The organism is Micromonospora sp. MP36 (assembly GCF_008119785.1).
Classification (GTDB): domain Bacteria; phylum Actinomycetota; class Actinomycetes; order Mycobacteriales; family Micromonosporaceae; genus Micromonospora.
Genome location: NZ_VSFA01000038.1, coordinates 19,164 through 33,368, shown reverse-complemented (window position 1 = coordinate 33,368; position 14,205 = coordinate 19,164). Strand labels below are relative to the sequence as shown.

General features: G+C 73.9%; 7 protein-coding genes. All 7 read left to right on the top strand.

Annotated elements, in window-relative coordinates; all coding sequences use genetic code 11:
• The 7 genes from FXF52_RS22990 to FXF52_RS22960 all read left to right on the top strand — a co-directional run bounded on the left by FXF52_RS22990 (position 1) and on the right by FXF52_RS22960 (position 14,177).
• Positions 1-5,136 (top strand): IPT/TIG domain-containing protein, encoded by a 5,136-nt coding sequence (locus tag FXF52_RS22990; protein WP_148799904.1) that lies wholly within the window; start codon positions 1-3, stop codon positions 5,134-5,136.
• Positions 5,137-5,206: 70 nt separating this feature from the next.
• The gene (locus FXF52_RS22985; protein WP_148799902.1) at positions 5,207-6,466 is read left to right on the top strand and encodes a multicopper oxidase domain-containing protein; all 1,260 of its coding nucleotides are present in this window, start codon (positions 5,207-5,209) and stop codon (positions 6,464-6,466) included.
• A 13-nt stretch (positions 6,467-6,479) separates the two neighbouring features.
• The gene (locus tag FXF52_RS22980) at positions 6,480-7,781 is read left to right on the top strand and encodes a multicopper oxidase domain-containing protein (protein ID WP_187413647.1); all 1,302 of its coding nucleotides are present in this window, start codon (positions 6,480-6,482) and stop codon (positions 7,779-7,781) included.
• 20 nt (positions 7,782-7,801) lie between these two features.
• Positions 7,802-10,774: a multicopper oxidase domain-containing protein gene (locus FXF52_RS22975; protein WP_148799898.1), complete on the top strand. Its 2,973-nt coding sequence runs from the start codon at positions 7,802-7,804 to the stop codon at positions 10,772-10,774.
• A gap of 55 nt (positions 10,775-10,829) precedes the next feature.
• The gene (locus FXF52_RS22970; RefSeq protein ID WP_148799896.1) at positions 10,830-11,297 is read left to right on the top strand and encodes a hypothetical protein; all 468 of its coding nucleotides are present in this window, start codon (positions 10,830-10,832) and stop codon (positions 11,295-11,297) included.
• A 5-nt stretch (positions 11,298-11,302) separates the two neighbouring features.
• Positions 11,303-13,183: a copper resistance CopC family protein gene (locus FXF52_RS22965; RefSeq protein ID WP_148799894.1), complete on the top strand. Its 1,881-nt coding sequence runs from the start codon at positions 11,303-11,305 to the stop codon at positions 13,181-13,183.
• Positions 13,184-13,331: 148 nt separating this feature from the next.
• The gene (locus FXF52_RS22960; RefSeq protein WP_148799892.1) at positions 13,332-14,177 is read left to right on the top strand and encodes a M15 family metallopeptidase; all 846 of its coding nucleotides are present in this window, start codon (positions 13,332-13,334) and stop codon (positions 14,175-14,177) included.
• The last annotated feature ends 28 nt before the right edge of the window (positions 14,178-14,205 follow it).

The window sequence follows — 14,205 nt, the reverse complement described above, 5'->3', positions numbered from 1 at the left end:
ATGGCGCGTCGTTCCGTCTGGCCGCGCTGGTTCGTGTCCGCCAGTTGCCTGCTGCTCGTCGGGTTCGTGGTACCGCCGGGTCCGGCCGCCGCCGAGCCCACCACCGGTGGCATCACCCTCACGGTGGTCAGTGCCCGTACCGTCGGGCCGGCACCCCAGATCCAGCAGGGCGACCCGGTGACCGACTACCGCTGGATGGTCACGGCGGACGACACCGGCGACCCGCACGACGCGCTGACGCACTGCCTGCCGGCCCGGGCCGGGGTGGCCAGCGCGGCGGACTTCGCCGACCACTGTCGCTGGCCCTCGACCCGCAACACCCCCGGTGCGGTTCCGGTGGTCGCCCAGGGCGACCAGGCCACGCTCGCCACCGGTACGGCGCTGGACGGCCTGCCGGCCGGCCGCTACCTGATCTCGGTGACCGCCGACGGCTACAAGATCGACGGCGAACACTTCTCTGTCAGCCCGGGCCAGACCACCGCGGTGACCGTCGGCATGCAGCCGTACCCGCTGCCGCTCGGAACGGTCCGGCTGCGGATCTTCGAGGACAGCGTCCCGGTCGACGGCACCTACGAGGTCGGCGCCGAGCGCGGTCTGGCCGGCTTCACCGCCCACCTGGCCGACGTGATGGGCGAGGTGACCGTCGACTACTACGGCAACCCGCTCTGCACCGAGTACGCGCACAGCGCCCCGGACGCTACCCACCCGGCCGGCCAGGTGGTCTTCGACGACGACGGCCGGCCGGTGATCGCGAAGGAGTCCACCGGCTGCCGCAGCGACGCGAACGGCGACATCGTCATCCCCAACCTCGGCCCGGACCGCTACGCGGCCTCGGTCGTCGCCCCCGGCGGGCAGACGTGGGCGCAGACCACCACCCTGGAGGGCGGCCACGACTGGGACGTCTGGGTGCAGGAGAACGACACCGGCTACGACACCGAGCAGACCCTCGGCGGCGAGCCGGTGCCGTACGTGGACTTCGGCTTCGTTTCGCCGAAGGCGCTCACCGGCACCGCCACCGGCGCGATCACCGGCACCGTGGTGCAGCTGTACACCTACATCGGTGGGCAGGGCGGCGTGACGGTGCCGGAGACCGGGGTGGCCGGCGGGAAGATCGCCGGCCCGGTGACCCGGCCCTGGGTGGCCCTGTCCGACCTCGGCGACGGCGATCAGATGATCTACCTGGACCGGGGCGCCGCCGACGGTTCCTTCCGCATCCCGCACGTGCCCGACGGCGACTACCAGCTGACCGTCTGGGACGGCCCGCAGGAGATGCTGCTCGACTCGTTCAACGTCACGGTCAGCGGCGGGAAGACCCTCGACGTCGGCCTCAAGCCCCTAGCGGGCTGGTTCACCGAGATCACCGGCACGGTCTTCCTCGACACCAACGGCAACGGGAGGCAGGACCCGGGGGAGAGCGGCGTGCCCCGCTTCCCCGTGGTGGTCAAGGAGCGCGACAACTCCCTGATGGACCAGGCCACCAACAGCGTGGTCACCGACAGCGCCGGCCACTACGCCATCAAGGAGGTGTACCCGCTGAGCAAGTGGCTGGTGCTGGAGGCGTTCCAGACCCGTTACAAGACCACCGGCATCACGTACCAGGCGCCCAACGACCCCACCCCGACCACGCTGCTCGGCGCGGCCGTCGACGTCGACGTGCTGCCCATCATCGGCCTCGCCGGCCGGGTGGACTGGGGTGTGCAGCCGTACCGGGGGGCGGAGAACGGTGGCATCGCCGGCACCGTCACCTACGACACCACCCGCAACGAGCTCGACCCGGCGTACGCGGTCACCGAGCCGTACCAGCCGGGCATCCCCGGCCTCAAGGTCCACCTGTACGCCGTGGTCCGGGACGCCAACGGTGACCCGGTCCGGGACGAGGACGGCTCCCTGAAGAAGGGCCCGGAGCTCAACGACGCGTACACCTCGGAGACCTGGCAGCCCGGCCGCGGCTGCACCGCTCGGATGTTCGACGGGCGTCCGCTGACCGACCAGCTCGCCCTGCCCGACTTCGGCACCGAGGCGAACCAGATGTGCGTCGAGGCCCCGATGATGGGCTTCCAGGCCGCCCCGACCGACAACGACCCGACCAACTTCGGGCAGACCGTCAACGGCAACTACGCGTTCGCCGACTCCAAGCTGAACCTGATCCCGCCGGGCGACCCGGCGAACCCCGGCCCCGACCACGATCTGCCGCTGTACGCGCCGCTGCCCGACGGCCAGACCCAGCCGCTGGTGCCCGACGACTACCTGGTGTCGGTGGAGCTGGGCGAGAACCCGGTCGGCGGCGGCCCGATGTACCTGCCCACCCGGGAGGAGGACGTCAACGTCTTCGACGGCGACGGCTTCCTGCCCCAGGAGAACTTCCCGCCCTCGCCCGACCAGGCGACCGAGCAGCCGGCGCCGCCGGACCCGCAGCCCGACCCGGGCGAGCCCCCGTCGCAGGGCAACGGCATCAACTCGTCGTGCGCCGGCGCGCTGCACACCGTGCACGTCACCGACCCCGCTTTCCGCGACGGTGGCGGCAGCCCGTTCGAGGGCCAGCGACGCCCGCTCTGCGACACCAAGCTGGTCGAGGTCCGGGCCGGGCAGGCCAGCGCACCCAACTTCAACCTGTTCACCCCCGTGCCGCTGCCCACCCACTTCTGGGGCCTGGTCATCAACGACCTCGGCCTGAGCCACGACAAGCGCAGCGTCAACTACGGCGAGGCCGAGGCCATCCCGAACATCCCGGTCGGCCTCTACGACTGGGCCGGCCGCCTGGTGGACACCGTGGACACCGACTTCAACGGCATGTACGAGGCGATCGAACCCTCGACCAGCACGTACAACTGCCCACTGCCGGCCGGGCCGTGCCCGAACATGTACCGCTTCGTCGGCAACGACCCCGGCCAGCCCGGGCACCTCAACGGCAACTACAACCCCCGCTACCGCACCATCGCCACCAACTTCCAGGCCTGGCCCGGGCTCTACACGGTGACCGACACCGCGCCGACCGCGGTCGCCCCGGTGGTGCTGTCGCCCGGCTCCGGGCAGCTCGGCGCGGTGCAGTGCGACCCGGCCGGGGACACCCCGCAGCTCTTCGCGGTCTCCCGGCCCTTCCTGCGCAGCACCGACACCGACCGCCGGGTCACCATCACCGGCAGCGGATTCGGCACCCGCGGTCCGGGCAGCGCCGTCGTCTTCGACTCGGCCGGCACCGACCCGACGGTGACCGTCAACTCCTGGTCCGACCGGCGGATCGAGGTCACCGTCACCGGCGGCTCGGCCGGCCCGGCGGAGGTGAGCGTCACCGCCACCAACGGCCAACGGACCACCAACGGACTCACCTTCCAGCTCCTCGGCACCACCTACGGCACCGGCATCGGCGGGGCGGCCAACCCCCGGCTCTTCCAGGTCAGGCCGCCCGCCTGGGCGGTGCGCACCGGGGAGACCACCTACTCCGGCGTGCAGGCGGCGCTGGAGGCGGCGGCCACCATCGGTGGCATCGCGGTCGTCGCCGTCTGGCCGAACAGCCCCGGACCGGACAACCCCACCGGGGCGTACTACGAGAACGTCGTCGTGCACTCGTCGGTCCGCCTCCAGGGCGTCGGCCCCGGCGGCCGGTACACCGACGGCACGGTGGTCGCCGGGTCCATCCTGGACGGCCGGGCGTTCGGCATCGACAACCCCGCCGGCACCGCGTGGCTGAACCTCGTCGCGTCCCTCCCGCACGCCGGGTCGGCGGGCGTGCCGGACGGCGCGGTGGTGACCGTGCTGGCCCGTCCCGGCCAGTTCAGCTCCGGCAACGCCGTCACCGTCGACGGTTTCCGGATCACCGGCGGCAACCAGTCCGACTTCCCGGGCAACATCAACGTCGGGACCGGCGGGGTGAGCACCCCGTACGGCGCGCCGGGCGCGGTGATCACCCAGGGCGGCGGGGTCTACCTGCACGGTGCCGCCCGCTACACCCGGATCACCGACAACGTCATCGTCGCCAACAGCGGCTCGTACGGCGGCGCGATCCGGGTCGGCACCCCGTACCTGAACACCGGCAACGACCACGTCACCATCTCCCGCAACCAGATCCGGGACAACGGCGGCACCAACCTGGCCGGCGGCATCGGCATCTTCGCCGGCAGCAACGCGTACTCCGTCGACCACAACGCCGTCTGCGGCAACTTCTCCGCGGAGTACGGCGGCGGGATCAGCCACTACGGCCTGTCCTACAACGGCCGGATCGCGAACAACCGGATCTGGCTCAACCAGTCGTACGACGAGGCCGGCGGGATCATGGTCGCCGGGGAGCTGCCGTCGGACCCGACGAAGCTCTCGCCCGGTTCCGGCGCGGTGGACATCGACGCCAACGTGGTGGAGGCGAATCTGGCCAACGACGACGGCGGCGGCATCCGGCTGCTCCAGGCCGGCAACGTGCCGATCTCGGTGACCAACAACCTGGTGCTGGACAACATCTCCACCCACGAGGGCGGCGGGGTCGCGCTCGACGACGCGCCGGACGTCCGGTTCGTCAACAACACGGTGGCCGGCAACATCACCACCGCCACCGCGGCCACCAGCAACGGCCGCGCCGCCCCGGCCGGCCTGTCCACCACCGCCAACAGTGGCCAGCTCCAGGCCACGCTGCCGGCCGGCGCGCCCACCTTCAGCAAGCCGAAGCTGTTCAACAACATCTTCTGGCACAACCGGGCCGGCGAGTGGAACGGCGTCACCGTCACCGGGATCGGCGCCGCCGACGCCCCGGCCGGCGACACCGTCCGCCACTGGGACATGGGTTCCGCCGACGGGGTCGGCCCGCTGACCCCGACCAACTCGGCGCTCCAGGACACCACCGGCACCACGCTCAGCGGCACCAACCGGGTCGGCGCCGATCCGCGGTTCCGCAGCCCGTTCCCGGTGTCGGTGCAGATCCTCACCTCGCGCACCTTCCCGTCGTTCCGGCAGGCCGTGCTGGTGCTCCAGCAGGTCCCGTTGACCGGCATGGGCGACTACCACCTGGCCGACGCCAGCTCGTCGGCCAGCGACCTCGGGGTGCGCTCCCGCACCTACGGCACCTTCACCGTCACCGCCCCGACGGTCGACATCGACGGCCAGGCGCGCAGCACCACCCGCCCGGACGCCGGCGCGGACGAAGTGCCCTGACCGTCCGCGGGCGGCCGGCGCCCACACCGGCTGCCCGCGGACCCGCCCGTCCCACCCCGAGGAGGAGATCGTGAGCGATCCCGTACGGCAGCGGCGCATCAGCCGGCGGGCCCTGCTGGCCGGCGTGACCGGTCTGGGCACCTGGGCGGTCCTGCCGGAGAGCGGCTCCGACGCCCAGCTGCGCCGCCCGGCGGCCGTGCTGCCCCGCGCGGTGCCGAACCCGACGGCGACCCTGCACCTGGCGGCCACCGACGGCTGGGTGTCCATGCCGCAGGGCTCCCCGCCGATCAGCCCGTTCTGGCCCGATCCGCTCGCCCCGGCCGGCACCGACCTGTACGTCTTCGGGTTCCGCGACGTGACCGGCCTGTCCGCCACCGAGGTCACCGCGCAGCGCGGCAAGGCGCAGATCAGCGCCCCGCTGCTCGGCTTCGACCAGGAGACCGACATCAAGATCAAGCTGACCAACCTCGGGCTGGCGCAGCGGCCCGACCTGGTCGACGGGCACACCGTGCACTGGCACGGCTTCCGCAACGCCATCCCGCTCTTCGACGGCGTGCCGGAGCTGTCCATCTCGGTGCCGATCGGCCGCGAGTTCACCTACTTCTACCGGCCGCACGACGCCGGCACGTACATGTACCACTGCCACTTCGAAGACGTCGAGCACGTGCAGATGGGAATGACCGGCATCGTCTACGTACGCCCGGCGCAGAACGCCGGCACCGCCGACGTGCCGCCCGGCAGGTACGTCTACAACGACGGCGACGGCTCCACCCGGTACGACCGGGAGTTCGCGCTGATGCTCACCGAGGTGTGGGCCGAGGCGCACTACCGCGACGCCCACATCCAGACCACCGACTGGACCGATTACAAGCCCTCCTTCTTCGCCTTCAACGGCCGCTGCTACCCGGACACCCTCGCCCCGAACGGCGACCCGCTCAGCCCTGCCGCCGGGCGGCTGCGCTACCAGCCGATCTCCTCCCTGATCACCGCGAACGCGGGCGAGCGGGTGCTGCTGCGGCTGGCGAACCTCGGCTACCAGAACCACACCCTCACCGTCGACGGCATCGACCTGCTGGTGGTCGGCAAGGACGCCGCGCTGCTGCGCGGCCGGGACGGCAGCGCCGAGTACCAGGTGACCAACACCGTCGAGATCGGGCCCGGGGAGAGCCGCGACGTCATCTTCACCGCGCCCGACGCCGGCACGTACCTGCTCTACGACCGCGACCTGACGTCACTGGCCAACGCCGGCGGCGGGCGGGGCGGGCAGTTGACCGAGATCCGGATCTCACCGCCCGGCACGCTCCCGGCGCAGACCCGGGCGAACGCCTGAGATGGGGGTACCGATGCTTCGTCTCGACCGCCGCCGATGGAAGCGGCTGAGCGTGGTGCCGCTCGCCGCCGCCATCGTCGCCGTGCTCGTCGTCCCCGCGCCGAGCCAGTCGGCCGCCAGCCCGCCCGCCGGCCTGGAGTGCCTCACCTCCGGCGACAACGCCTTCGACCTCACCGCCACCGGCGGGTACGCGGCCATGCCGGACGGCAACAGCATCTACATGTGGAGCTACGCGGCCAGCGGCGGCGCCTTCCAGTTGCCCGGCCCAACGCTCTGCGTCACCGCCGGAGTGCAGGTGACCGTGGTGCTGCACAACACGCTCCCCGAGCCCACCTCGATCACCTTCCCCGGCCAGGCGCAGGTGCTCGCCGACGGCCAGCCGGCCCAGCCGGAGACCGACACCGGCGGCACCCTCACCTCGCTCACCACTACCGCCGGAGCCAACTCCGGCTCGGTCACCTACACCTTCACCGCCGGCCCACCGGGCACCTACCTCTACCAGTCCGGCACCGATGTGCAGAAGCAGGTGCAGATGGGCCTGTACGGGGCCCTCGTCGTCCGGCCGGCCGGGCACCCGGACCGGGAGAACGACCGGGCCGACTCGGCGTTCGACCCCGACCACGAGTACCTCTACCTGCTCGGCGAGATCGACCCGGACCTGCACCTGGCCGTCGAGCGCCGGCGGGCGTACGACTTCACGAAGTACAAGGCCCGCTACTTCACCATCAACGGGCGCAGCATGCCGGACACCATCGCCCCGAACCACGCCGACTGGCTGCCCGCCCAGCCGTACGGCGCGCTGATCCACATCCGCCCGTACGACCCGGTCAGCAACCCGAAGCCGGCGCTGATCCGCTACCTCAACGCCGGCTCGGTCAGCTACCCGTTCCACCCGCACGGCAGCGACGAGCAACTGATCGCCCGGGACGGGCGGCCGGCGCAGGGCCCCGGCGGGCAGGACCTCTCGTTCTCCAACTTCCTCATCGACGTCGCCCCCGGGCAGACCGTGGACACCCTGATGGTCTGGAAGGACGCCGAGCACTGGGACCCGAACGCCAACCCGATCCCGGTGCCGCTGCCGTCGTTGCAGGACCAGATCGTCGGCCCCGGCCCGGAGACCTGGTTCGCGGAGAACCCATACCTCGGTGGTGAGCAGGGCGAGCTGCCACCCGGCGTGGTGCAGAACAACCAGTGCGGCGAGTACTACCACGTCGCGCACAGCCACGCGCTGGAACAGGCCACCAACTACGGGGCGAGCTTCGGCGGAATGATGACGCTGATCCGCATCGACCCGCCCGCCGGGTGTCCGGCGTGACACGGCAGGGGAGGGCGACGATGACACTGACCCGTACGCCTCGGCTGGTCGCCGGGATGGCGGCCGCGCTGCTGACGCTCGGCCCGGCCCCGGCGCGCGCCGCGGCTCCGCAGCCGGCGGTGGCCACCGGGCGGACGCCGGCCACCCTCGCCGGTGACCCGGCCCCGCCCCAGGGCACCCTGCCGCAGACCGGCTGCCAGCTCGCCGGCGGCACGGCCACCTGCGACCTCTGGGCCAAGCCCGGCTCGGTGGTGCTGCCCGGCGCCGCGGCGCCCGTGCCGATCTGGGGCTTCGCCTCGACCGACGCCGCCCCGGCGACCCTGCCCGGCCCGGTGCTCGTGGTCGACCAGGGCGACCGGGTCACCATCACCGTGCACAACGGACTCACCGACGCCCTGGCGCTGGCGTTCCCTGCGGTCACCGGGCTCGCCCCGGACCGCACCGGCGCGGCACCCGGCGGCACCCGCAGCTACACCTTCACCGCCGCCCGCCCCGGCACGTACCTCTACCAGGCCGGCCACACCGCACTCGGCGCCCGGCAGGTCGCCATGGGCCTGGTCGGCGCGCTGGTGGTCCGTGCCCCCGCGGTCGGCGGACGGCCCAGCGCGTACGGGGACGCCGCCTCGGTGTACGACGACGAGGCGGTGCTGGTGCTCACCGAGGTGGACCCGGCCTTCAACGCCGCACCGGGCAGCTACGACCTGCGCGCGTACGCCCCGAAGTACCGGTTGATCAACGGCAAGGCATTCCCGGAGACGGACGTGGTCGCCACCGACGTCGGCCGCAAGGTGCTGCTGCGCTACGTCGCCGCCGGGCTGCAGCCGCACCCGATGACCCTGCTCGGGCTGGACCAGAACGTCGTCGGCCAGGACGCCCGACCGGCCGCGTACCCGGAGGCGGCGGTCACCGTGCCGCTGCAACCGGGGCAGGCGGTGGACGCCGTGGTGAGCGTGCCGTCCGGCCCGGACGGGCGGCGCTTCGCGCTGCTGGAGTCCGGCGGCCAGCTCAACAACGCCGGGCAGCGCTACGGCACCACCGTCACCGGCGTCAGCCCGCAACAGGCGTTCGGCGGCATGCTCACCTTCCTCGACACCAACCCGCCCCCGGTCAGCGGCGACCACGTCGGCCCGACCGCGGCGAACGTCCGGGCCGCACCGAGCCCGGCCAGCGTGCGCGACACGGTGATCGTCACCGCCGACTTCACCGACGCGCGCGGCGGCAACTCGGTGGTCGACCGGGCCGAGGCGGTGGTCGACGACCTGCGGGTCGCCGAGGGCACCGGCATCCCGTTCACCGCCGCCGGCTTCGGTGCCGGCCCGACCGTCACCGGCGCCACCGCCACCCTCCCAGCCGACCTGCTCACCACGCTGACCCAGGGGAAACACACCATCTGGGTCCGTGGTCACGACGCGGCGGGCAACTGGGGCGTGGTCGGCAGCACCACCCTGAACCTCGCGGTCACCGGCGCCGTCACCACCGGGGTGACGGTCGGCCCGAACCCGACCCGTGGCAGCGGTGACCTCGCGATCTCCGCCACCGGCGACGACCGCGGCCTCGGCGGCACTGTGACCGGCGCGGAATACTTCGTGGACACCACCGGAGCCAACGGCAGCGGCACCCCGCTCACCCTGGGCATCCCCGACGCGGCGGTGAGCGCCGAGTCCGGCAGCGTCCCGGCCGTGGTGGCCGCGGCCCTGGCCGAGGGCCGGCACACCGTGCTGGTGCACACCGCGGACTCGTTCGGGCTCTGGGGCCCGTACGCCGCCGCCGACCTGGTGGTGGACCGGACGGTGCCGACCCTGCTCTCCGGGGCGGTGGACCCGGCCGCCACCGACGGCCGCACCGGCTCGGCGTCCGACCCGACCGACCTGCGGATCAACGCCGCGTTCACCGACCCTAACGGGGGTGGAGTGCACTCGACGATCGCCGGCGCGGAAGGCTTCCTCGACGCCGGCGGGGCCGACGGCACCGGCTTCACCTTCGTCGCCCTCGACGGGTCGTACAACGGCGCCACCGAGAACACCTACGGGCTGCTGCCGCTCAGCGAGCTGACCGGCGTCGCCGACGGCACCCATCAGGTGCTGGTGCACGCCCGCGACTCGGCCGGCAACTGGGGGCCGCTCGCCGCGGTCACCTTCGTCCTGGACCGGACCGGGCCGGTGGTCAGCGCGGTCACCGCGGCCCCGAACCCGACCGCCCGGGCGGCGACGCTCACCCTGACGGCCACCGCCACCGACGCGGCCGCCGCGGTCACCGCCGCCGAATGGTACGAGGGCGCCGACCCCGGCGCCGGCCACGGCCACCCGATGACGGTCAGCGGCACGGCCCTCGCCACCACGATCGCCCTCAACGGGTTCAGCAGGGGCAACCACACCCTGCGCGTGCGGGCCCGGGACGCGCTGGGCAACTGGGGTACGGCCGGCAGCGTCACCGTCGGCGTGGACCCGCCGAACGCCATCTTCGCGGACGCCTTCACCGGCGGCACGAGCGCCTGGTCGCAGGTGAGCGGCACGGTGTCGGTCTCCGGCGGGCAACTGGTCGTCGGCACGGTGGGGTACGTCGTGGACAACACCCCGGCCGCCGAGCGCAGCATCCATGCCAAGGCGGACGTCATCCTCGGCACGGTCAACCCGCAGACCGCCGTGGTCACCGTCTACCAGCTGCGCAACGCCGCCGGCGGGGCCCTCGCCGTGGTGCAGTACCGCCGCAGCAACGGCGTCAACCAGTTCCGGCTGGGGCTGCTGCGGCCGGCCGGTTGGGCATACACCGGCTGGGTCGCCGCCAACGGCGGGACGGTCCGGCTGGACTGGGTGTCCGCCACCGCCGGCTCCGCCACCCTGAAGGTCGGCGCCGCCACGGTCGGCACGCTGACCGGCGACACCAGCGGCTACACCGTGGAGTCGGCGGCGCTGGGCCTGGTCGCCCGGACCGCCACCACCAGCGGGTCGCTGAGCTTCGACAACTACGCCGCCACGCGCTACACCGCACCCTGACGCCGCACGGGGGCCGGGTGCGCCCGGCCCCTACCTCATCCGAGGAGTCCTGACGATGGTCGCGATCCCGTTCCGCATCCCGCGTCCCCGCCTCGGCCGGGTGGTGCTCCCGCTGCTCGTGCTGGCGCTGGTCGCGGCGTCGATCGTCCGCTTCGGCGGATACGCCGACGCCCGGCAGGGCTACGCCGTCCCGCACGACGGGCAGCTGGAGGCCACGCTCGGCATCCGCTTCACCCAGGCCGCCGTGGTCGGCGACGGTGGCCTGGTGGAGCTGCGCTACGTGGTGCTCGACACCCAGAAGGCGTCGGCCTTCCAGAACGACACCAAGCACCCGCCCCGGCTGCGCAACGAGCGCTCCGGCAAGCTGGCCTGGCGGGCGGCGCTGATGAAGCAGGGCCACGAGCTGCGCCCCGGCCAGAGCTACTACCTGCTCTACCTGAACAACGACAGCGCCATCAAGCGCGGCGACAAGATCGAGATCACCTCCGGTCAGCGCCGCCTGGCCCACGTGCCGGTGCGGTGAGCCGCATGTGCCGCCTGGGCCACCTCCTCACCGCCCTCACCGTGGCGGGCCTGACCGTGCTGGTCGGGCCCACCCCGGCGCAGGCCCACGCGTACCTGGCCCGCAGCGCGCCGGCCGACGGCGCGGTGCTCGACCGGGCACCGGACACCCTCACCCTGGCCTTCACCGAGCACGTGGAACTCTCCGCCGCCCGGATCAGCCTGGTGGACGGCGACGGCCGGCCCTGGGCGGTGACCGGGCTGGCGCTGCGCGGCGAGGACGGCGCACCCGCCACCGACGCCGACAGCGAGGAACCGGTCACCCTGGTCGCCGGCCTGCCGGCCCTGCCGCCGAACACCTACCACGTCTCCTGGCGGACCCTCTCCTCCGACGACCTGCACACCACCGGCGGCACCCTGGTCTTCGGCATCGGGCGGCAGGTCACCGCCGTGGGCGTCACCCGCCCGGCCGCCCCCGGCCCCCGCGAGACCGCCGCCCGGGCGGTCGGGCTGCTCGGCCTCGCGATCCTGCTCGGCGGCGCCGCGCTGGCCCTGCTGACCGCGGCCGGCACCCGCCGCCGTGGGCGGACTGGTGGAGATGTGGACCTCGCGCTGCCTCGTCGGTTGCTCGTGGTTGCCGGGTGCGCGGGGGTGGTGGCGCTGCTCGCCGCGCCCCTGCAACTGACCATCCAGCTGTCCGGAGCGGGCGGCGGGCGGTGGCCACTCCTGGTCGATCAGCTCACCAGCGGCCGTTGGCTTCTCCGTGAGGTCGGCACGGCGGCGCTGCTCGCGGCCGTGCTGGGCGCCACCCGCCGGCTCCGGGCCGGCCGGGCCGTTCCCGGGGCGGTCGCCGTCGGGCTGGCCGGGGCGCTCGCCGCCGCGGCGGGCACCGCGCTGCTCGGCCACCCGATGGGCGGGCCGCTGCGGACCGCGCTGGTCGGCGGGGTCCACGTGCTGGCCGCCGGTGGCTGGGCCGGCGCGGTCCTGGCCGCCGTCCTCGCCCTGCTGCCGGCGGCTCGCCGGGCGCCCGACCGGGCCGCCCAGGTCCGCGCGGTGCTGCGCGCCTTCGCCCCGCTCGCCGTCGGCTGCCTCACCCTGCTCCTGCTCACCGGGCTGCTGCTCACCGGCCCCCAGGTGGCCACCGCCGACGCGCTGCTCGGCTCCCCGTACGGGCTGCTGCTGCTCGCCAAGGTCGCGGCGGTCGGCGGGGCCGGGCTGCTCGGTGCGCGTACCGCCCGGCGGCTGCGGCGGGCCGACCTGCCCTGGCGGGGCCTGCGCGCCGAGGCCGGGCTGCTCGCGGTCGTCCTCGCCCTGGCCGGGGCGCTGGCCGCCGCCGGGCCGGGCCGGGGCCCCGCCTTCCCGGTGGCCGACGCGCCGCGGTCCGTGCCCCAGGTCACCGGCCAGGCCGCGGACCTCGTCGACACCGTGGCCGTACGCCCCAACCGGCCGGGACGCAACGTCGTCAGCATCAGCGTGGGGGACACCCGCCGCCCGGCCCCCGCCCAGGTGACCGGAGTGTCGCTGCTGCTCACCGGCCCGAACGGGGAGCGCGCGGTGCATCCGGTCACCCGGACCGCCGACGGCTGGGTGGTGACCGTCGACGACATTCGCTCGCCCGGCCAGTGGCGGGTCGGGGTGACCGTGCTGCGCGAGGGGCTGCCCCCGGTCAGCGACACCCACCCCTGGCTGGTGCCCGCCGGCGACGCTGCCGCCCCCGTACGCGTCTCGGCGGCCCCGCTGCGGCCGGCGCTGGACCGGGCCGCGCTGCTGGTCGCGCTGGTTGCGCTGGCCGGCGCGGCGTTCGCCGGGCGGCGGTGGTGGCGTGGCCGCCGGTCCGGCACCGACCCGGACGGCCCGGTGCCCGCGGACCGGCTGGCGGTCACCGGCGGCGTCCCGTCCGGTCTGTGAGGCGGGCGGGTAATCGGCCCAGCCGGTGGCCCACCACCCGCCCGCGCCCGATCGGAAACGACAGATTCACGGAAAGAGCGGCCAGTCCGCTTGCGGAAGCCACTCTTTCCGTGAATCTGCGGGCGGCGACACTGGTAGACAGGGCGGGGTGGGGAGTGGGAGACGGCGGGGCGGCGGCGTCCGGGGGGCGGCGGTCCTGGTCGTGCTGGTCGCGGCGCTCGGCAGCGCGTGCCAGCGGCCCGCGCCACATCCCACGCCGGCACCCACCCCCTCGCCGACGCCGTCGCCGGGGGCGCGCGCCCCGGCCGACTTCGTCGACGTCACCGCCGTCGACCCGAGCATCCGCACCGACATCCGGTACGCCACCGCGCACAACTTCGTCGGCCGGCCGATCACCGGCTACCCGGAACCGCGGTGCCTGCTCACCCGGGCGGCCGCGGAGGCGCTGCACCGGGTCCAGGCCGCCGCGCTCGCCCAAGGCCACAGCCTCAAGGTGTACGACTGCTACCGCCCCCAGCGGGCGGTGGACGACTTCGTCGCCTGGGCGAAGGCCCCCGGAGAGCAGCAGATGAAGGCCGAGTTCTATCCCGACGAGCCCAAGAACCGGTTGTTCGCCGACGGGTACATCGGCGCCCCGACCGCGCACAGCCGGGGCAGCACCCTCGACCTGACCCTGGTCCCGGTGCCCACCCCCGACCAGCCGGCGTACGCGCCGGGACAGCCGCTGCTGCCCTGCACCGCGCCGGCCGGGCGCCGCTTCCCGGACAACTCGATCGACATGGGCACCGGGTTCGACTGCTTCGACCCGCGCGCCCACACCGCCGACGCCCGGATCACCGGACCGGCCCGGGACAACCGGGAGCTGCTCAAGCGGCTGATGACCGCGCAGGGCTTCGAGAACTATCCGCGGGAGTGGTGGCACTACCGCTACCGCGACGAGCCGTACCCGGACACGTACTTCGACTTCCCGGTGGCCCGGTCCTCGCTGCGGTGAGCGCCGCCCCGGCGGGGAGCGGCGCCCA